Here is a 20,040-nt window from a genome sequence, read left to right on the forward strand (position 1 = left end):
CACGGTGCCGCCGGCGCGTCACTCGGACGAGGGTAGGACGCTCCGTCCCGCAGAGTGGGGTATCGGCCCCTCGGGCGCCGCGTTGCTAGAGTCCGCACCGGACACGGCGTACCCGACGCAGTGTCCCGAGGGGGCACCGTGCAGGATCAGGAGAACCGTCCGTACCGTCCGGACGACAGCGTCCACCCGGCGATCGTCCGGTTGACCGTGGAGCTGGAGGCGGCGCGGTACGGCATCGGCGTGCTGGGCGAACTGGAGGACGCCGGGCGCGAGCGGGTCGTCGCCGAGCTGCTGAGCGCGGTGCCGGACGTCGCGAGCCGCGCGGCCCACGAGGCCGGCGCCGAGCGAGCGGTCGCGACCATCCAGGGCTTCGGCGGGACCCCGTCCCGGGACCACGAGCCGGCCGCGGCGCTGTGGGACCGGCTGGTGCTCACCGCCGTCGAGGCAGCCGGAGCCGTCGACGCTCCCGCTGCCGTCGACGCTCCCGCTGCCGTCGACGCTCCCGCTGCCGTCGACACGGACGCTGTCGCAACGGCGGCAGTGTCCGACCACGCAGCGCACCACGCCACGGCCTGACGGCGCCCCGTGCGTCGGCCTGACGGCGCCCCGCGCGCCGGCCTGGCCCGCGGCGGGCCTCAGTCGTCCTCGCCGAGCAGCTCCTCGCGCACGCGCCTGATGTCCTCGAGCAGGGCGCCGATCAGCACCCAGTGGCGCGAGTTCGGCCGGACGACCTCGAGCGGCGCCGTCAACGCGGGCTCCGTCGCCGTCGTGTCGTCCCCACCGGTGCCGGTGAAGCCGTCTCGCTCCGCGTGGTGCAGCCGCGTCGCCTCGACCCGTGCGCTGAGGGCCCGGACGTCCGCCCCGACGCGGGCGACCTCGGTCGCGATGCTCCCCACCACCGGGTCCGACCGGAGGTCCGGCGCGGTGTTGTCGCGGATCGCCCGGGTCATCCCGGTGACGCGCGTGACGAGCACGCGCAGGTGCTCGGCGATCGCCGTGTCGCGCTGCAGGATCGTCCGGTGCCGGCCGCCGCGCGGGTTCATCGTCAGCGACTCGCCCGCAGCGGTGAGCGAGGCCTCGGCCCGCGCGTGCTGCTGCCGGAGCGCCCGCGCCTGCCGCAGGGCCTCGTCCCACCGGGCGGCCTCCCAGCCCTCGGTGAGACCGATCGCGATCCGCTCGAACGCGGCGGCGGTGTCGCGCGCGAGTCGGGCGACCGCGAGGTGCGCCGGCTCGAGCAGGACCGGCGGCACGATCACGGCATTCACCGCCAGAGCGACGACCGCACCGATGACGGTCTCGAGGATCCGGTCGGCCGAGTAGTTCGGCGTGACGACCCCGGCGGTGAGCACGAGCATGCCGCTGATGCCGACCTGGGTGGCGGAGGTCGGGGTCAACCGGAGCGCCCAGCTCAGCAGGATCGCGAGCACGATGACGACGAGCACGACCCAGACCGAGTCGCCGAGCAGCAGGTGGAACGCGGTCGCGAGCACGACACCGAGCACCACGCCGGCGCTGCGCTCGAGCCCCTTGACGAAGGACTGGTTGATGCTCGGCTGCACGACGAGCAGCGCGGCGATCGCGGCGAAGGTCGGGAACGGTCCGTCGATGAGGACACGGCACAGCAGCACCGCGGCGACCACCGCGACCGCGGTCTTGACGACCTGCAGGAACGGCGTTCGGCTGGAACTGCGGAGACGCGCGACCGGGTTCACGTCGACCACGGTAGCCACCAGCCGCACGCCGAGCCGTGCACGATGGCGACGAATCCGCCGTGGCACGGTTGACTGGTCCCGTGTGGCCCAACCACGAGCGCGTCATCCCGCAGGCCTTCGCCGGCTCCGGGACCTCCGTCGTGGCCGCACGCGCGCACTCGGTCGAGCCGTCGGGCAACGGGTACCTCTACGGCTACGAGGTCGACACCGTGGACCGGGCCGGGCAGCGCGCCACCGTCCTGACCTACGTCGACACCGGTGGCGCCCACGACCAGAACAGCGCCATCGTCACCGACCCCGCCACCGGTGAGCCCGTCTCGGTCTGGGCCTACCCGAACGACCCGGGGTTGCCGGTGCTGCCGCAGGTGACGTACCGCGACGCCGTCGCCGAGCTCCTCGCGGGCCTCGGCATGCCGGTGACCGATCCGGTGCTGTCGGTCGCCGCCTACCGCCCGGGCAAGCGCGCGGTGGTGCGCGTCGACGCTCCGGAGCGCGTGCTGTTCCTGAAGATCGTCCGCCCGCACCGCGTCGCGCCGATCGTCGAGACCCACGAACAGTTCGTCGCGGCCGGGCTGCCGGTCCCGCGGGTGCTGTCGAGCCGGGGTGACGGGCTGCTCGTGCTCGAGCGCATCCGCGGCGTGCCCGCGGGGAGCCGGATCACCGAGATCGCCGACGACCCGCGGTTCGTCGCGTCCCTCGCCGCCCTGACCGGCCGCATCGCGACGGTCCCGATGACGCAGCAGGCGCGAGCCGACGCGATGGACCACGCGGACTGGCACCGCCGGACGCTCGTCGCCGCACTGCCGCAGGACGCCGCCGAGGTCGACGAGCTCTACGACGCCATCGGTCGCCGGTCCATCGGCTGGGGCGCCGCCACGAAGCAGGTCGTGCACGGCGACCTGCACCTCGAGCAGGTCTTCGTCGACGAGGACGAGCCGTGGCGCATCTCCGGTCTGCTCGACATCGACACCGCCGGCTGGGGCTTCCCGGTCCGCGACGTCGGGGCGGTCGTCGCCCACCTGGTCGTCACCGGGCTGTGGCACCGGTCCCGCGGGGACGCGGAGCGCGGGGCCGCGGCCGAGCGGCTCGCCGACGCCGTCGCCCGCGACTGGGTCGCCCGGAACCCCGGGGAGGCCGACCGCATCGGTCCGGCGATCGGCGCGCAGCTCCTCGCCCACGCGGGCGGGCAGGCCACGACCGGGTCGGAGAACGGGATCCGGACGGCCCAGCAGCTGTTGGCGGCGACCCGCGCCGCGCTCGCCGAGGCGACGCCGACCGTGCCGTCGGACGGTGTGTTCCGTCCGCGGTCCGCACCGCAGGTCTGACCGGGCCGTCCGCCGGACGCGGCCGGGCAGGTGGCGGGGAGTCGCGCCTCCCGACCGACGTCGGTCCCGGCCACGTCGGGTCGGACGGGAGGCACGACGCGCGCGGGTCCCGTCGAGTCGCCTCCGTCGGGGGTGCGGGAGTAAACTGTGCGCAGCACGCACCGTGTCGTCGCGTGCCGCGTCGTTTCCGGACGCGGCTGTCGGTCACAGAACCGACGCGGGGACCGGATCCGTGGGCGTCCGACGGGCACCACGTGCGTGCGACGGCGCCGGCTCCCGGCGCGGATCGTCGTGTCGAGCACCCGCGGGGTGCCGGCCGCACGAGCCGCAGGAGTCCACCGGACGTCCCACGACGGGACCGGCGCACGAGCGGGCCAGGGTGGCCCGTGGACCGGGGTCGCACCAGACGCCGGTCGAGGACTTCCCGCCACGACGGCGGCTCGCCCGTGCGGAACGGGCGCAAGGAGGAGGAGCGTTGGCTCGATCAGGCACCCGGCGAGCAGCCGGCGGGACGCGGACCGCGTCGCGCCGCACCCGGCCGCTGGACAACGACGGTGTCATCCCGGTGCTCGCCCGCGCGGTGCGCGAGGTCGAGGCCGCGGCGCAGCGCGGACCGCTCAAGGCGTCCAACCGGTCGAAGTTCCAGGCGGTGGCCCTGCTGATGCGCGAGGAGCGTGCGCGGGTCAAGGCCGACCCGGAGCTCACCGACGCGCAGCGTGCCGAGCAGCTCAAGCGTCTCGACGGCGTCGCCACGATCCTGGCGAAGACCGCCGCGCGCGACACCAGCGTGATCCAGCTGCTGACCGAGGAGGCCTCGGTGAGCGAGGCGACGCGGACGGTCAAGCGCGACATGATGATCGCCGGCGGCATGGAGCTGCAGCCCGAGGAACTCGTCATCGCGGCGGAGCCCTCGCCCGTGGTCGAGTCGCCCGTGCGCGCGGTCGTGCCGCAGGCGGTCGTGCAGCGGCAGCTCGCCAACCCGTTCCTGCCGCCGGACTTCGCCCTCGCCGACCAGCCCGTCGCGCACCCGCGTCGCCTGGCGAACTGGGAGCTGTTCGGTCCGCTGTTCAAGTCGTTCGAGTACGGCGCGGGCGGGGGAGCGGCGTCGATGCAGCTGCCCGAGCCGACGTCGCTGCACTCGCGCTCCGGCACCACGCTGATGAAGCACCAGGCGGAGCTCGTCGCCGCCGCGTCGCACGGACACCGGACCTTCCTGCTCGCCGACGAGCCCGGCCTCGGCAAGACCGCGCAGTCGCTGCTCGCCGCCGACGCCGCGAACGCCTTTCCGCTGCTGGTCGTCGTGCCGAACGTCGTGAAGACGAACTGGGCGCGCGAGGCCGAGCGCTGGGTGCCGAACCGCACCGCCACCGTCATCCACGGCGACGGCGACGACCTGGACGGCTTCGCCGACATCGTCATCGTGAACTACGAGATCCTCGACCGGCATGCCGGGTGGCTCGGGTCCTTCGGGTTCAAGGGCATGGTCGTCGACGAGGCGCACTTCATCAAGAACAAGGAGTCGCAGCGCTCCCGGTTCGTGCTGCAGCTCGCCGAGCAGATCCGTTCGCGGGTGTCGTCGCCGCTGTTCATGGCGCTGACCGGTACCCCGCTGATCAACTCGGTCGAGGACTTCCGCACCATCTGGGAGTTCCTCGGCTGGATCGACGACAAGAAGCCCCGCGCGACGCTCATGAACGAGCTCGAGGACATCGGGCTCACCCCGGCCGACCCCGGCTTCTTCGTCGAGGCGCGCAAGGCCGTCATCGACCAGGGCATCGTCCGACGCCGCAAGGTCGACGTCGCCGCTGACATCCCCGCCCGACGCATCGCCGACATCCCGGTCGAGCTCGACGGTGACGAGGGCCGCTCGATCCGCGACGCCGAGCGGGAGCTCACCGCGAAGCTCGTCCGCCGCTACCACCAGGCGCTCGACGCCCGCACCGGTCAGGACCCGGTCGTCGGCATCGACCACAAGCTCGTCCGCCAGGTCGCGCGGTGGGAGCTCGAGGACCAGGACGCCTCGTCGACCGGCGAGAACGTGTTCTCGATGGTGCGGCGCATCGGTCGGGCCAAGGCGCAGCTCGCGGCGGACTACGCGGCGCAGCTCGCCTCGAACGTCGGCAAGGTCGTGTTCTTCGCCAAGCACCTCGACGTGATGGACCAGGCGGAGGAGGTCTTCGCCCGTCGGCACCTGAAGACCGCGACCGTCCGCGGCGACCAGACGCCCGCGCAGCGCACGGCCGAGATCGACGCGTTCGTGAACGACCCCGACGTGGCCGTGATCGTCTGCTCGCTCACCGCCGCCGGCGTCGGCCTGAACCTGCAGGTGGCGTCGAACGTCGTGCTCGCCGAGCTGTCGTGGACGTCGGCCGAGCAGACGCAGGCGATCGACCGCGTGCACCGCATCGGGCAGGAAGAGCCCGTCACCGCGTGGCGCATCATCGCGGCGCAGACGATCGACACCAAGATCGCCGAGCTCATCGACTCGAAGGCGTCCCTGGCCGCCCGCGCGCTCGACGGCTCCGACGAGGAGATCGCCGACTCGGGTGACATTCAGCTCGACGCGATGGTGGCGCTGCTGACGGAGGCGCTCGGGGGCTGAGCGTTCGGGTGCGCGCGGAGTCGCTCCGAACCACGAAACCGACATGGAACCAACGCCTCGGCCTGGTTCGATGTCGGTTTCGTGGTTCCGCTGGCGCCTCAGATGCGCGACTGCACCTCGGCCAGGGACGGGTTCGTCGCCGTGCTGCCGTCCGGGAACACCAGCGTCGGCACGGTCTGGTTGCCGCCGTTGACCTCGGCGACGAGCTCGGCCGTGCCCGGGGTGTGCTCGATGTCGACCTCGCGGAAGGGCACACCCGCCTTGGTCATCTGGTTCTTCAGCCGGGCGCAGTAGCCGCACCAGGTCGTCGTGAACATCGTGACGCCGCCGGCCTCGGGCACGAACGCGTCGCGGGTGACTGTCTCGCTCATGAGGCCCAGGCTAACCCCGCCGGTTCGGGGAACCCCGGTGACCCCTGGTAGACAAGAGCGCGTGACGGACACCCACCTCGAGATCGAGCGTACGTACGACATGCCCGAGGGCGACGCCCTGCCGGACCTCGTCGGCGTCGGCAGCATCGCCCGGACGGAGCACCAGGAGCAGTTCGAGCTCGACGCCACCTACTGGGACACCGAGCGGTACGACCTCGTCGCGTCGCGCGTGACCGTCCGACGACGCACGGGCGGCCCGGACGCCGGCTGGCACATCAAGCGCGCCGCGTCGGACACCGTCCGGCACGAGCAGCACTTCCCCCTGACCGAGGACGCCGACACGGTGCCCGACGAGGTCCTCGCCGCACTCTTCACCGAGCGCCGTGGTCGCGGCCTGCGTCCCGTCGTCCGCATCACCACCACCCGGGCGGTCACCCGGCTGCTCGACGAGGACGACGACCAGGTCGCCGAACTCGCCGACGACCGCGTGGTCGCCCGGCGCCTGGACGACCAGGCCCCCGCGACCCCGCACACCTGGCGCGAGGTCGAGGTCGAGGTGGTCGAGGGCGTCGACGAGCAGGTGGCGCACGAGCTGTTCGCATCGCTCGACGGGCGCTTCGCCGACATCGGTGCGCACCCCGCGGCGGTCACCTCGAAGCTCGCGCGGGGCCTCGAGGGTGCCCCCGCTGCGCGGCTCCGGACGGCGGAGAAGCCCGAGAAGCACACCGCCGCACGGGCACTCACCAAGCGCCTGCGCAAGCTGCGTGGCGCCCTGCTCGCCCTGGAGGCACAGCTCCGGTCCGGCGCGGACGCCGACCTCCGCGAGACGGCCCGGACGGCCTTGGACATCGCCGCCGTGCTCGGCTCGTACCGCCCGGCCTTCCCCGCCACCCCCGCTGCCGACCGCGCCGCCGAGGCCGCTGACTCGCTGGCCGCGGTGACGGCACGAGCCGCGCTGGCCGACTACCTGGTGGAGCGACTCCCGTACGCGTCCACGCCGGCGCAGGACCTGCTCGTGGACGCGATGACCCGGGAACGGGTGCTCGCCGCAACGCGCGAGCGCCGCGCCGTCGCGGTCGGCGAGGTCACGGCGTTCCTCCACTCGGAGCCGTACCTCGAACTCCTCGACGCCCTCGACGACGCGGTCGAGCGGCCGGCCCCGACCCCGTGGGCGCTGCGGTCACCGAAGCACGTCGCGCAGGACGTCTCGGCGATCGAGAAGCCCCGTGTCCGCGAACTCGTCCGGAACGCCGTCGGGGACGACGACGAGAGCGTCGGGCTCGTCGACCGTGAGGCCGCCGAGCGTGCCGCGACGGAAGAGGCCTGGCGGGCCGCGACGCGCGCTCGGGCGGCGATGGACGTCCTCGGTGACGACGCCTTCCCGCACGCGCTGTGGAAGCGGATCGGGGACGCCGCGGACGTGCTCACCGAGCGGGTGCGCTCGCTCCACGCCCTCGACGTGCTCCGCGTGCACTCCGGCATCGCCGAGCGTGGCGGCGAGGGCACGTTCGGCTACGGCGTGCTCGCGGGGGACCGTGTGCGGCTCGCGGAGGACTCCTACGACCAGGCGGTGCACGCGCTCAACCGCGTCTGAGCCCGGCGCGCGGGTAGCGCGCAGCGGGCTGCCGGTAGCGCGCCGACGGCGCGCTACCGGCAGTCGGCCCCGCTCAGCCGGCGGCGATCGGCTCCGCGGAGGCCGCCGCAGCGTTCACGTCGGCCAGGCCCAGCACGTCGAGCAGCCAGGCGAGCTCGAACGCCCGCTCACGCCAGGAGTCGTACCGCCCGCTCACCCCACCGTGCCCCGCGGCCATCTCGGTCTTCAGCAGCACCGGAGCACCGACTTCGCGGAGCTTCGCGGTCCACTTCGCCGGCTCCACGTAGAGCACACGCGTGTCGTTGATCGACGTCACGGCGAGGATCTGCGGGTACTGCACGTCGTCGCGCACGTTCTCGTACGGCGAGTACTCGCTCATGTACCGGTAGACCTCGGCGTCGTGCAGCGGGTCGCCCCACTCGTCCCACTCGATCACGGTGAGCGGCAGGTCCGGGTCGAGGATGCTGGTCAGCGCGTCGACGAACGGCACGGCGGCCAGGATGCCCGCGAAACGCTCGGGCGCCAGGTTCGCGACGGCACCCATCAGCAGGCCTCCGGCGCTGCCGCCCTCGGCCACGAGACGGTCGGCGCTCGTCCGGCCGGTCTCGATGAGGTGCTCGGCGACCGCGACGAAGTCGGTGAAGGTGTTCTTCTTCGTCAGTGTCTTGCCGTCCTCGTACCAGTGCCGACCCATCTCGCCGCCACCCCGCACGTGGGCGACCGCGAAGACGACCCCACGGTCGAGCATCGACAGGCGCATGACGCTGAAGCCCGGGTCGATCGAGTGCTCGTACGAGCCGTACCCGTACAGGTGCAGCGGCGCCGGGGTGCCGGCGTCGACCGCGTCGCGGCGCCAGACGAGCGAGATCGGTACCTTCGTGCCGTCCGGGGCGGTCGCCCAGTCACGCTCCTGCACGTAGTCGGCCGGGTCGTAGCCGCCGAGGACCGGCTGTCGCTTGAGCACCGTGACCTCGCCGGTCGCCAGGTCGAGGTCGCTCACCTCGGACGGGGTCACGAAGGACGTGTAGCCGATGCGCAGGGTCGGCTGTTCCCACTCCGGGTTGCCGCCGAGCCCCGCCGAGAACAGTGCTTCGTCGAAGGGGACCTCGTGCGCGTCGCCGTACCCGTCGCCCTCGATCGGGATGACCGCGACGCGGGGGAGCGCCTCGGCCCGGTACTCGAGCGCAAGGTGACCGGCGAAGGCGTCCACGGACTCGATGCGGCGCTCGGAGTGGTGCGCGACGACGACACGACGGTCGTGCTCCGAGGTCGGGTCGTCCGCGGGGACGTCGACGAGCTCGAAGTTCTCGGCGCCGTCGTTGTGCAGCACCAGGAAGCGGTCGCTCCCACCGACGATGGCGTGCTCGATCTCGTACTCGACGCCGTCGCGCCGCGGCCAGACGACCCGGAACTCGCCGGTCGGGTCGGCCGCGTCGAGCACCAGCGCCTCGGACGTGATCTTCGACCCGAGCTCGATGACGATGTACTGCGACGAGCGGGTGACGCCGACGCCGACCCAGTAGCGGTCGTCGGGCTCCTCGAACACCACGACGTCGTCGCCGGTGGCGCTGCCGACCGCGTGCCGCCAGATGCGGTCCGGACGCCAGGACTCGTCGACCGTCGGGTAGAACACGTACTGCCCGGACGGGTCGAAGGTGGCGCCCGATCCCGTGTCCGGGATCTCGTCGCCGAGGTCGGTGCCCGTCGTCAGGTCGCGCACGTGCAGCGTGTAGCGCTCGTCGCCCTCGACGTCCACGCCGTAGAGCAGGCGGGTGCCGTCGTCGCTGATGTCGTAGCTGCCGAGCGAGAAGAAGTCGTGCCCCTCGGCCAGGGCGTTGCCGTCGAGGACGACCTGCTCACCGGGCAGGGCCGCAGCGCCCTCGTCGACCCTGGGCGGCGTCCAGTCGTCCGGTCCGCTGATCGGCGCGCGGCACTGAACGCCGTACTGGCTGCCCTCGGCCGTGCGCGTGAAGTACCACCAGTCACCCATGCGCACCGGCACGGAGAGGTCGGTCTCCTGCACGCGGCTCCTCACCTCGGCGAAGATGCGGTCGCGGAGGCCCGCGAGGTGCGCCGTACGTGCCTCGGTCCACGCGTTCTCGGCCTCGAGGTGGGCGAGGGTCTCCGGTGACTCCTTGTCCCGCAGCCACTCGTAGTCGTCGACGAAGTCGATGCCGTGGTGGGTCCGCGTGACGGGCCGCTTGGCGGCGGTCGGCGGGGTGGCCTGGGCGTGCTCGCTGCTCACCACGCCACCCTATGCGCCCGGGCCTCGACACCTGCTCGCACGCGCTCGGTGAACGCGTCGAGCTCGGCCACCACCGCCGGCGCGATCCACGCTCGGCGCCGACGACGTGCGGTCACCGGCCGGAGGACCCCGGCCCGGCAGAGGTCGGCGACCGTGGTCTCGAGCAGCGGCTCGACCGGCCCCCTGGCGACGCCCTGCGCGATCGAGCGGCGGAGGAGGTCCTCGGCGTGGTCCTCGGTCAGGACGGCGTCCTGCTCGAGTGCCCGCCCGAGCACCGCGTGCGGGCCGGAGGCGCAGGTCGTCGCCGCGCGGTCCTGCGCCACCTCGTCGAGCAGCAGACCCGTCACGAGCGCCTCGTCCGAACCGGTGCCCACGGCGATCGCCACGTCGCGGACCCACTCGTCGACGTGCCCGTCGCGGTACTGCGTCAGGTGACGGAAGTACCTGCCGCGCTCGGCGACCAGGACGGACGAGACCGGTGGGCTCGTCCGTCGCGTCGCTCCCCGACGGCGCAGCACCGCGGCGACGAGCGCGCGGCCCGTCCGACCGTTGCCGTCGGTGAACGGGTGGACCGACTCGAACTGCGCGTGTGCGATCGCCGCCTGGGCCACCGGGTGCAGGTCGTCGCGCTCGAGGAACGCGACGAGGTCGCCCATGAGCGCGGGGACGAGGTCGGGCGGCGGCGGGACGTGGTCGGCGTCACGCGGGGTGCGTCCGCCGCCGATCCAGTTCTGCACGGTGCGGTAGCGGCCGGCGTGCGGACCGTCCACGGGATCGCCGCGCAGCAGCCCCCGGTGCGCGTCGAGGAGCGTGGCCTCGTCGAGGTGACCGGCCCCGGCTGCCCGGACCAGGCGCTCGAGGGCGTCCCCGGCCTGCACCATCGCCGAGGCGCTCGTGTTCGCCCGCACACCCACCATGGCCCGTGCGACGTCCTCGGCCGTGGCGTCCTCGTGCTCGATGCGCGAGGTCGCGGCCGCCTCGGTGCGGCTGAGCAGCCGGTGCAGGGGATCGGGACCACCGTCGTCGTCGAGGGCTCGGAGCGCGTCGAGGCTCCGGTCGAGCAGCGCCGCGGTGGCGTCGTCGGGCTCCCAGCAGGCGTCGGTGATGCGCGGTGGGACGGAGGCCGTGACGGTCGAGGTCGTCCGGACGTCGCGGTCGCCGCGGAGGGCGCTGCGCCACGGGCGGACGACGGTGCCGTGCGCGGGCCAGGTCGGTCGGGGTCGGGACACGGCGCCTCCTGGGGACTCGTCGATCGTGGGTGGCGACACGGTAGGACAGCCCAGCGCGCCGACACCAGGAATCCAGATTTCGCGGGCGAGGACGGTGGGCCGCCGTACCGTGGTGGCATGCGCAACTCCTTCGTCGTCACCGGGGCCCACGTCGTCCCCGTCACCGCTCCGCCCTTCGACGGGGGTGCCGTCGTCGTCGAGGACGGACGCATCACCGCGGTCGGCCCGGACATCGCGCCGCCGGCGGGCCTCCCGGTCGTCGACGCCGCCGGCGCCTGGCTCGTCCCCGGCTTCGTCGAGTCGCACGGCCACGTCGGCATCCACGAGGAGGCGAACGGCTGGGCCGGCAACGACACGAACGAGATGACCGACCCGAACCAGGCCGCGGTCCGGGCGATCGACGCGGTCGACATCGACGACGAGGGGTTCCGCGACGCGCTGTCCGGCGGCATCACGAGCATCGTCGTGAAGCCCGGGTCGGGCAACCCGATCGGCGGGCAGACCGTCGCCATCAAGACCTGGGGCGGGCGGACGATCGACGAGCAGCTCGTCTCCGACGCCGTGAGCGTGAAGAGCGCGCTCGGCGAGAACCCGAAGCGGGTGTACGGCGAGAAGGGGAAGACGCCGTCGACGCGGCTCGGCGTCGCCAAGGTCATCCGCGAGGCCTTCGTCGCCGCCCAGGACTACCGCACCGCGCGCGACGCAGCCGCGGCGAAGGGGGAGCCCTTCACCCGCGACCTGACGAAGGAGACGCTCGTCCGGGTGCTCGACGGCGAGCTCGCCTGGGACCAGCACGTGCACCGGCACGACGACCTCGCGACCGCACTCCGCCTGGCGGACGAGTTCGGCTACCGGCTGGTCGTGAACCACGGCACCGAGGCCCACAAGATCGCGGGCCTGCTCGCGGAGCGCGACGTCCCGGTCATCTACGGCCCGCTGTTCACGAGTCGCTCGAAGGTGGAGCTCCGCGACCGCGGCATCCCGAACGTCGTGGCGCTCGCCGCCGCCGGCGTCCGGGTGGCGATCACGACGGACGCGCCGGTCGTACCGATCGCGATGCTGGTCGACCAGGCCACCGCGGCGGTCAAGGAGGGCCTGCCCTGGCAGACCGCGCTCGAGGCCCTCACGACGAACCCCTCGGACTTCCTCGGCTTCGGCGACCGTGTCGGCCGCATCGCGCCGGGCTTCGACGCCGACCTGGTCCTGTGGGACGGCGACCCGCTCGCCGCGACCAGCCGCGCGACGCGCGTCTGGATCGAGGGCGCGTCCGTCTACGAGTGGGCCGACGGGACGGGCGTCACCACGCCGCGCTGGTGACCCGGTGACGGACTGGAGGCTCGTGGCGGCCCCGCCACGGTCCTCCCGTCCGCACGACGCAACCTCGGCGGTTGCTCGCAACGCCGTACCGCTGCGAGCAACCGCCGACGTTGCGTCCCGCGGAGGGGGCGCCGAGCGTCAGGCGTCGCGGGACAGCAGGAAGTCGTTGATGCGCTCGGTCATCGGCAGGTCCATCGTCCGGACGACGCCGTTCACCGACCGGATCGGCGCCGCCTGACGCACGCTCGACAGCAGCCAGAGGGCGTCGGCGGCCTCGAGGTCGGCCAGGGTGAGCAGCTCGTACGACGTCGCGATGCCCTCGCCCTCGGCGAAGCGGAAGACGTCGGCCTGCGTCGTCCCGGCCAGGATCCCGATGTCGGTCCGCGGCGTCACGAACCGCCCGTCGACCGACACCACGAGGTTCGCGCGGGTGCCCTCGAGCACGTAGCCGTCGGTCGACACGAAGAGCGCGTCGTCGGCGCCGCGACGCTCGGCCTCACGGAGCGCCGCCATGTTCACCGCGTAGGACAGCGTCTTCGCGCCCTGCAGCAGCCACGGCGAGGTCCGTTCGACGTCGTGCCGGTAGCCGCGGTCGAGCGTCACGACGGCGATGCCCTCGGTGCGTGCGGCGGTCTGGTCGCCGGACGGCGCCGCGTAGACCCAGCCGGTCGGACGGCCCGAGCCCTCGACGCCGCGGGTCATCACGGTCTTCGCGAACGCCTCGCGCACCGGGTCGAGCCGGGCGCACACCGCCTCGATCGCCTGTCGCCACGCGTCGAGGTCCGGCGCCGGGAGGTCGAGCATCGCGGCGGACCGGACGAACCGAGCCAGGTGCGGTTCGAGTGCCTGCGGGCGACCGTCCACCACGGTGATGGTCTCGAACACCCCGTCGCCGCGGATCGCACCGAGGTCCTGCACCTGCAGGTGCTCCTCGAGCGGCTTCGCCCACGTGTACGCGTCGGCCTCGGGGTCGTGCGGGGCGGCGTCGCGCGAGGGCTGGTTGAGGACGGCGAGGACGGTGTCGGTCATGGCACCATCCAACCGCAGCGCCGGGCCGGGGGCGTCAGTCGCGGCCGGGGAGTGCGCCCATGAGCTTCCACACCGCGGGCGTCAGCTCGGGGTGCTGCAGGGCGATGCGGCGGAGCCGGTGGTACTCCTCACCGAGCTCGGTGCCCTGCCCGGAGGCCGGGTGACCCGCCCAGTGCGCGCTGCGCTGCCCGATCGCCGCGTCGAGCTCGACCGCGTCCGCCCGGAGGATGAGCACGACCTGCTCGTCGACGGTCGGGAGCGTGGGCATGAACTCCCACGGGTCCTCGCCCGCGCGGCTGCGGTGCTCGACGATCATCGAGATCTCCTCGGCGGCCTCGGCGCGCAGCACTTCGAGGCTGCGCCCGGTCCTGCGGGGCTCAGCCATGGTGCCCCCGCAGCCCGCCTGCCATGCCAGCGATCGTACGCCAGCACGGAGCGTCCACCGGACACGTCCGCCAGACTGGGGACCGTGACCGAACGCGACGAGACGAAGTCCCAGCACGCCCCGGTCGTGGTCGTCTACCTGCTCCGTGACGGCGCCGACGGCCCCGAGGTGCTGCTCGGCGAGAAGCGCCGCGGGCTCGGTTCGGGGCGGCTCGTCGGGCCGGGCGGCAAGCGGGAGCCGGGGGAGCCGCCGGTGGCGGCAGCGGTCCGCGAGGTGGCGGAGGAGGTCGGCCTGCGCCTCGAGCCGGACGACCTGGAGGCGCGTGGCTCGTTGGACTACCGGTTCCCGTTCCGCCCGTCCTGGTCCCAGGTCTCGGACGTCTACGTGTGCCGCCGCTGGCAGGGAGAGCCCTCGGGCAGCGACGAGCTGGAGCCGCGGTGGATCCCGGTCGACGCGGTGCCGTACGACGCGATGTGGGACGACGCGCGCTACTGGTTGCCGGGGGTGCTGGCCGGCGGGAGCGTCCGAGCGCGCTTCACCTTCGCGGAGGACAACGCGACCGTCTCGGGCTTCAGCGGCGCAGGCGTCTAGCGAACCGCGCGGGCGTCTGGCGAACGGCGCAGCTGGTCGGCGGTCGACGCAGGTCTAGCGGGCGCCGGCGCGGCCCTGCTGCACGCGAGTGCTGCCGGTGCGCGCCTCCTCGGCGGCTGCCATGACGTCGGCGTCCCCGCTGCGGCCGCCGAGCGGGCGGACGAAGAAGTCGACGATCCCCGCCGCGATCGCCCCGAGGACGGCGAACATCGCCCAGCCGACGAACAGCCCGGCGGTGTTCCGGCCGTCGGCGGGCGCGAGGAACACGCTCGCCGCGTAGAGCGCGGCCGCGATCACGAGGAACGCGACGACGGCGGTGACGAGGACGCGGTGCCAGGCGGTGCGCGGGTGCATGCGGAACAGGATACGCGCGGTCCGGGGAAGGACCGAGCGGACGCCGGAGCCGCTCAGCGCTCGGCGTGCCGTCCGTGCGGGCGCTCGTCGGGCGCGGCGGTCCGCGTCGTGCGCGATCCTGCCGGGGCCGGGCGGCGACCGGACGCGTCCACGCGGGGGACGGGACGGGTGCGCGGGCCGCTGGACGAGCCTCCCGGCCGACCGGGGCCGGACCGGTCCGCCTGCCGCACCACGGGGATGCGTCCGGTCGGGGTGGTCTCCTGCTCGAGCCCGTCCCGGCCGCCGGTGAAGACGTCGCCGGAGAGGCGGTCGTCCTCCCAGTCGTCGTCGCGCAGGACGCTCAGCGTGCCGGTCTCGGTCGAGGTCAGGCCGTGGCGCTCGAGCTCGGCGTCCCGCTGCTTGCCGAGGAACTCGCGGTTCGCGGTCTGCGCGTCCTGGAACATCGTCGTGCGGTCGTTCACGATCGCGGAGATCCGGCGGCGTTCCCACCACTGCTTGCCGAAGAACATCAGCACGAGCCCGGCGGCGGCGTAGCAGGCCATGGTGACCAGCCCACGGCCGAACCCGGGGCCGACACCGTAGATCTCGTGCTTGATCATGTCGACCATGCTCGAACCGACCACGACGTGGTTGAGCCACGCGAACGGCTCCGGCATGAACCACTTCGGGTACGCGCCGCCGGAGGACGGCATCGAGAGGAAGACGAAGCAGATCATCGCGGGCGCCGCGATGAAGCGGCCGACGAAGTAGCTCAGACCGTTCACGGCGAGGCCGATCGCGACGATCCAGCCCCAGGCGATCAGCACGAGTTCGATCCAGTGCCCGTGGATCGCGCCGACGACGGGTCCGGCGAGCGTGTTCGTGATCAGGGAGATCACGAGGCCGCCGACGACGATCACGGTCATCCGGGTGCGGTGCCGCAGCGGGCCGCCCATGATGCCGATGAACATCGCGACCATGTAGCCGCCGATGCACCAGGCGAGCATGACGTACATCGCGACGGTGCCGTACTCGTCGTACGCGGGCAGCGGTGCGAGCTCGGTGACGGTCGGGGCGGCGAGGCCGATGCCGGTGAGCACGGAGCTCAGCGTCGCGGGGACGAGCGAGGCGACCTGGAACTGGTGGGCGCTGGCCTTGAAGACCTCGTTGGCGGACGGGTCGTACGCGACGGCCATCGTGCCGGCGAGGACGTCCTGCTTCGCCCGGGCGAGCGAGTCGTAGACATGGAAGACGTACTCGCCGGGCAGGGCCTTGTCGACGGCGGCGACGAGCGTCGGGTCGCTGCCGACCAGCGCCACGGGGACGTCGTGCGGGTGCGGGGCGTGGAAGGCGAAGACGTAGCAGAGGCAGAAGCCGACGATGAAGAACAGCGGCATCCACAGCTGCAGCCCGATGAGCTGCAGCGAGGGGTGGAGCGTGCCGTACCAGCGGCGGTAGCGACTGATCTTCTGCGGCTCGGGCACCGGCGCCTGACGCTCGCGTGCCGCGCGGTGACCGCTGCCGCGACTGCCGGCGACCGGTGCGCCGCGGCGGGGCTTCGAGCTGCCGCGGGTCGAGGGGCGGGTCTGCCGGGGCTTCGGCGCGGACGACCGCGGCACTCCGTCGCGATCGGGGAGGTCGCTGTTCCTGGGGACGTCGTTCCGCGGCTCGCTCACTCGGCGCTCTGCTCCTTCTGCTGGTCGGAGCATCACGGTACGCCGAGGGCGCTCACCGCGCGCCGAGAGCTGCCGGCCCAGGACCGGCTGCGGCCGCGGCTGCGCCGGACCGGCTGTGCTGGACCGGCAGCGCCGGGTCAGGACCGGCTGCGGGACGCCTGGGCCGAGTCCATCGCGAGCTCCTCGGCGTCGAGCGTCACGAGCACGCGGCGCATGACCTCCTCGTCGAGGTTGCCCTTCTCACGCTCCTCGAGCACGATCTCGCGCCGCCGGTCGAGCAGCTCGCGCCGGATGTCCTGGATCTGGGCGCCGCGGAGACGGAGGGGAGCGTTCCGGTCCTCGACCTCCTCTTCCTCGGCGTCGCGGCGGAACGTCTCGGCCTGCCGTTCGAGACGGGCCTTCAGCCGGTTCACGACGCTGTCCGATGCCTCGGCGCCGTACTGCTCGGCCCACGCCGGTCGTCGCCGTTCGAGCAGGGCGATCGCGGCCTCGGTGGTGCGCTGGTTGAGGCGCATCTCGCTGCGGACGTCCGCCTCGCCCTCGGCCGGGTCCTGCACCTGCAGCGCCCGGATCACGAAGGGCAGGGTCAGCCCCTGCAGCAGGAGCGTGCCGACGGTGACCACGAAGGCGATCACGAAGATGGTGTCCTGCGCCTTGACGTCGACCGAGTTGCCGACGACGGAGACCGCCGCGGCGAGGGTCACCACACCGCGCATGCCGGTCCACGAGATGACGGTGAGCTCCCGCCAGTTCAGCTTCGGTTCGGCGGAACCGCGCAGCCAGCGCAGGGACCGGTGACCACGGGACAGCCGAACGCGCAACGGTCGCAGCCACCGGCCGTTGAAGCGGTTGCGCACGTACGACTCGAACACGAAGAGCGGTCGCACGAGGACCACGACGACCAGGACGACGGCCGCCGCGGTGAGGGTCTGCGTCAGACTGCGGTCGCTCTCGACGAGGTCCTGCACGACGGTCTTCAGCTGCAGGCCGATGAGCGCGAAGACGAACCCCTCGAGGATCACGTCCGCACTCGTCCACAGCGGGCGCTCCTGCAGCCGGGTCGCGTAGCCCTCCTTCGGCGAGTTGTAGCCGATGTACAGGCCCGCGGTCACCACGGCGATGACCCCGGAGCCGGAGAGGTGCTCGGCGAGGACGTACGCGACGAAGGGCAGCAGGATGCTCATGATCGTCTCGACGACCGGGTCGTTGATGCGCATCCGGATCCAGTGGACGGCGACCCCGAGCACGATCCCCACCGCCAGGCCGACACCGATCGCGAGCCCGAAGATGCCGAGGTCCTGCCAGATCGTCAGCGATGTGCCCGCCGCGATGAGGGTGAAGACCCGGACGAGCGTGAGCGACGCGGCGTCGTTGATGAGGCTCTCGCCGGACAGGACCGTCATCACCCGACGCGGGAGCCCGAGCTTCCGTCCGATCGCCGCGGCGGACACGGCGTCCGGCGGAGCGACCACGGCGCCGAGCAGGATCGCCGCCGGCCAGTCCATGTCCGGGATGAGGACGTACGCCGCGACCGCCACCGCGAGGGCGGTGACGATGACGAGGAAGATGCCGAGTCGTCGGATCTGCTTGATGGACTGCCGGAAGCTCTGCCACGACACGTCGAGCGCGGCGGAGTACAGCAGCGGCGGGAGGACGACGGTGAGGATCACCTCGGAGTCGATCTCGATCTCCGGCAGGCCCGGCAGGAACGAGACCGCGAGCGCCACGGCCGTCACCAGCAGGGGAGCGGGGAGGCCCTTCGCCCGCGCGAAGCCGGTCACCGCGAGCGAACCGATCAACAGGATGAGGAGTTCCGCGGTGTCCATGGGACTCATTCTCCCATCGACATGGTTCGCACCCTGAACGATCCCGCAGGCACGGTGAACGCGAGGTGAACGACAGGGTTTGCCACGAGGCCGATCGGCTGGGACACTTGCCCGCGGTGGACATCACACTCATAGTCGTCCTGGTCATCGCGTTGGCCCTCTTCTTCGACTTCACAAACGGTTTTCACGACACCGCCAACGCGATGGCGACACCGATCGCCACCGGTGCCATGAAGCCCAAGGTGGCCGTCACGGTCGCCGCGGTGCTCAACCTCGTCGGTGCGTTCCTCAGCACCGCCGTGGCGACGTCGATCTCGCACGGGCTGATCAACGAGGGCCCCGGTGGCGTCGCGATCACCCCGGAGATGATCTTCGCGGGCCTCATCGGCGCGGTCGTGTGGAACATGATCACGTGGCTGCGCGGTCTGCCGTCGTCGTCCTCGCACGCACTGTTCGGTGGACTCATCGGCGCCGCGATCGTCGGCGCAGGCTTCGACTCCGTGAACTACGCCGCGCTGCTGACCGTCGTGATCATCCCGGCGTTCCTGTCGCCCGTGATCGCCGCGCTGGTGTCGCTCCTGGCCACCCGCATCGCCTACCGCGTGACCCGCCGTCCGGTCTTCCCGAACGAGCGTGGTGGCTTCCGCATCGGCCAGGTGTTCACGAGCTCCATGGTGTCGCTCGCGCACGGCACGAACGACGCGCAGAAGACCATGGGCGTGATCACGCTGACGCTCATCGCCTCGGGGGCGCAGTCGGCGGACCAGGGCGTGCAGTTCTGGGTCGTCGTCGCGTGCGCGCTCGCGATCGCCCTCGGCACGTACACCGGCGGCTGGCGGATCATCCGCACCCTCGGCTCCGGCATCACGGAGATCCGCGCCACGCAGGGCTTCGCGGCGGAGGCGTCCACCGCGGCCACGATCCTGGCGTCGAGCCACCTCGGCTTCGCGCTGTCGACCACGCAGGTGTCGTCGGGCTCGATCATCGGTGCGGGCCTCGGCCGACGCGGCTCGAAGATCCAGTGGTCGACCGCGGGCAAGATCGTCATCGCCTGGTTCATCACCCTGCCGGCCGCCGCGGCCGTCGGCGCCGTCGCCTCGGGCATCGCCCGGCTCGGCGTCGGGGGACTCGTCATCGACGCGGTCGTCGGCGCGGCCGTCATCCTCGGGCTCTACCTGTGGTCGCTGCGGAAGCCGCACGACCAGGCTGCGGCGATCGAGGTCGACGTGGCCGCCAACGCGGTCTTCACCCGCAAGGAGCTCCGCGACATGCAGCGCAAGAAGCGTGCCGCACGGGTCGCCGAGCGCCGCGCCGAGCTCAGTCGCGAGCGCACCCTGCGCCGCATGGCCGGACGGAACGGAGGACGCCGCTGATGGGCATCGCCACTGATAAGCACTGCTGGGCCTTCTTGGACGGAGGGGCCCGCTGATGGGCATCGACTGGTGGGCATTCCTGACCGTCGCGATCGTCGCGGTCGTCGCCGCGTGCTTCGTGGTCCTCGTCTACTCGATCGGCCTCCGTCTCTGGAGCGCCGCCGACACCCGCGCCGGCAAGTACACCGTGAAGGACGACGGCACCGTCGGCCCCGCCACGGCCGGCTTCCCGCAGCCCGGCACCGTGCAGCCCGGCGTTCGCGCGTTCCGCGCGCTGGCCGTCGCGTGCTTCGCCGTCTCCGGCCTGGCCGTGCTCTACGGCATCTACCTGATCGTCCCGCAGCTCCACTGACGGTCGTCACCACCTGACGGACGGGAGGCCCGTGGCGACGCCGCCACGGGCCTCCCGTCCGTCGTCGGTCACCACGCGCG

The 20,040-nt window shown here is 72.7% G+C and carries 17 protein-coding genes; 8 read left to right on the forward strand and 9 right to left on the reverse strand.

Going from position 1 to position 20,040, the window contains the following annotated elements; translation table 11 throughout:
• Positions 1-138: 138 nt before the first annotated feature.
• The gene (locus ABIC52_RS04750; protein WP_354026744.1) at positions 139-576 is read left to right on the forward strand and encodes a hypothetical protein; all 438 of its coding nucleotides are present in this window, start codon (positions 139-141) and stop codon (positions 574-576) included.
• Between the two features lie 59 nt (positions 577-635).
• Here ABIC52_RS04750 and ABIC52_RS04755 read toward each other — a convergent pair whose 3' ends face one another.
• Entirely contained in the window at positions 636-1,712 is a 1,077-nt protein-coding gene (locus ABIC52_RS04755) for an FUSC family protein (RefSeq protein WP_354026745.1), read from the reverse strand.
• Positions 1,713-1,792: 80 nt separating this feature from the next.
• Here ABIC52_RS04755 and ABIC52_RS04760 point away from each other — a divergent pair, with 80 nt between their 5' ends.
• On the forward strand, positions 1,793-3,037 hold the full coding sequence (locus ABIC52_RS04760; protein ID WP_354026746.1) for a phosphotransferase enzyme family protein: 1,245 nt from the start codon (positions 1,793-1,795) through the stop codon (positions 3,035-3,037).
• A gap of 475 nt (positions 3,038-3,512) precedes the next feature.
• The gene (locus ABIC52_RS04765; RefSeq protein ID WP_174234671.1) at positions 3,513-5,639 is read left to right on the forward strand and encodes a DEAD/DEAH box helicase; all 2,127 of its coding nucleotides are present in this window, start codon (positions 3,513-3,515) and stop codon (positions 5,637-5,639) included.
• A 98-nt stretch (positions 5,640-5,737) separates the two neighbouring features.
• Here the strand turns inward: ABIC52_RS04765 and ABIC52_RS04770 are convergent, their stop codons facing one another.
• Complete coding sequence (locus ABIC52_RS04770) at positions 5,738-6,010, reverse strand: mycoredoxin (RefSeq protein WP_126890265.1); 273 nt, start codon at positions 6,008-6,010, stop codon at positions 5,738-5,740.
• A gap of 61 nt (positions 6,011-6,071) precedes the next feature.
• On the opposite strand from ABIC52_RS04770, the gene ABIC52_RS04775 reads away from it, so the two are divergent.
• Positions 6,072-7,604, forward strand: a complete 1,533-nt coding sequence (locus ABIC52_RS04775; protein ID WP_354026747.1) for a CYTH domain-containing protein — start codon at positions 6,072-6,074, stop codon at positions 7,602-7,604.
• A gap of 73 nt (positions 7,605-7,677) precedes the next feature.
• On the opposite strand, the gene ABIC52_RS04780 is transcribed toward ABIC52_RS04775, so the two are convergent.
• Together ABIC52_RS04780 and ABIC52_RS04785 are read right to left on the reverse strand one after the other, a co-directional pair.
• Positions 7,678-9,849 (reverse strand): S9 family peptidase, encoded by a 2,172-nt coding sequence (locus ABIC52_RS04780; RefSeq protein WP_354026748.1) that lies wholly within the window; start codon positions 9,847-9,849, stop codon positions 7,678-7,680.
• Complete coding sequence (locus ABIC52_RS04785) at positions 9,846-11,078, reverse strand: Fic family protein (protein WP_354026749.1); 1,233 nt, start codon at positions 11,076-11,078, stop codon at positions 9,846-9,848. The genes ABIC52_RS04780 and ABIC52_RS04785 overlap by 4 nt, the downstream gene beginning before the upstream one ends.
• 117 nt (positions 11,079-11,195) lie before the next feature.
• On the opposite strand from ABIC52_RS04785, the gene ABIC52_RS04790 reads away from it, so the two are divergent.
• Positions 11,196-12,395: an amidohydrolase gene (locus ABIC52_RS04790; RefSeq protein WP_354026750.1), complete on the forward strand. Its 1,200-nt coding sequence runs from the start codon at positions 11,196-11,198 to the stop codon at positions 12,393-12,395.
• 138 nt (positions 12,396-12,533) lie between these two features.
• Here the strand turns inward: ABIC52_RS04790 and ABIC52_RS04795 are convergent, their stop codons facing one another.
• Positions 12,534-13,424: an aminodeoxychorismate lyase gene (locus ABIC52_RS04795; RefSeq protein ID WP_354026751.1), complete on the reverse strand. Its 891-nt coding sequence runs from the start codon at positions 13,422-13,424 to the stop codon at positions 12,534-12,536.
• 34 nt (positions 13,425-13,458) lie between these two features.
• Entirely contained in the window at positions 13,459-13,809 is a 351-nt protein-coding gene (locus ABIC52_RS04800) for a tryptophan synthase subunit alpha (RefSeq protein ID WP_126890271.1), read from the reverse strand.
• A gap of 84 nt (positions 13,810-13,893) precedes the next feature.
• Here ABIC52_RS04800 and ABIC52_RS04805 point away from each other — a divergent pair, with 84 nt between their 5' ends.
• A complete protein-coding gene (locus ABIC52_RS04805; RefSeq protein ID WP_209823342.1) occupies positions 13,894-14,400 on the forward strand; it encodes an 8-oxo-dGTP diphosphatase in 507 nt (168 codons plus the stop codon).
• A gap of 54 nt (positions 14,401-14,454) precedes the next feature.
• Here ABIC52_RS04805 and ABIC52_RS04810 read toward each other — a convergent pair whose 3' ends face one another.
• From ABIC52_RS04810 to ABIC52_RS04820, 3 genes are all read right to left on the reverse strand, one after another.
• Positions 14,455-14,754: a hypothetical protein gene (locus ABIC52_RS04810; RefSeq protein WP_209677962.1), complete on the reverse strand. Its 300-nt coding sequence runs from the start codon at positions 14,752-14,754 to the stop codon at positions 14,455-14,457.
• Positions 14,755-14,807: 53 nt separating this feature from the next.
• Positions 14,808-16,217 carry an ABC transporter permease gene (locus tag ABIC52_RS04815; RefSeq protein WP_354026752.1) on the reverse strand — a complete coding sequence of 470 codons (1,410 nt, stop codon included), beginning with the start codon at positions 16,215-16,217 and terminating at the stop codon, positions 14,808-14,810.
• A gap of 329 nt (positions 16,218-16,546) precedes the next feature.
• On the reverse strand, positions 16,547-18,235 hold the full coding sequence (locus tag ABIC52_RS04820; protein ID WP_354026753.1) for a cation:proton antiporter: 1,689 nt from the start codon (positions 18,233-18,235) through the stop codon (positions 16,547-16,549).
• Between the two features lie 116 nt (positions 18,236-18,351).
• Between ABIC52_RS04820 and ABIC52_RS04825 the strand changes: the two genes are divergently transcribed.
• Both ABIC52_RS04825 and ABIC52_RS04830 read left to right on the forward strand, forming a co-directional pair.
• Positions 18,352-19,608 (forward strand): inorganic phosphate transporter, encoded by a 1,257-nt coding sequence (locus ABIC52_RS04825; RefSeq protein ID WP_250366590.1) that lies wholly within the window; start codon positions 18,352-18,354, stop codon positions 19,606-19,608.
• 55 nt (positions 19,609-19,663) lie between these two features.
• Positions 19,664-19,960, forward strand: a complete 297-nt coding sequence (locus ABIC52_RS04830; protein ID WP_354026754.1) for a hypothetical protein — start codon at positions 19,664-19,666, stop codon at positions 19,958-19,960.
• Positions 19,961-20,040 lie beyond the last annotated feature (80 nt).

Origin of the sequence: Curtobacterium oceanosedimentum, assembly GCF_040545555.1 — a bacterium.
Lineage (GTDB): Bacteria > Actinomycetota > Actinomycetes > Actinomycetales > Microbacteriaceae > Curtobacterium.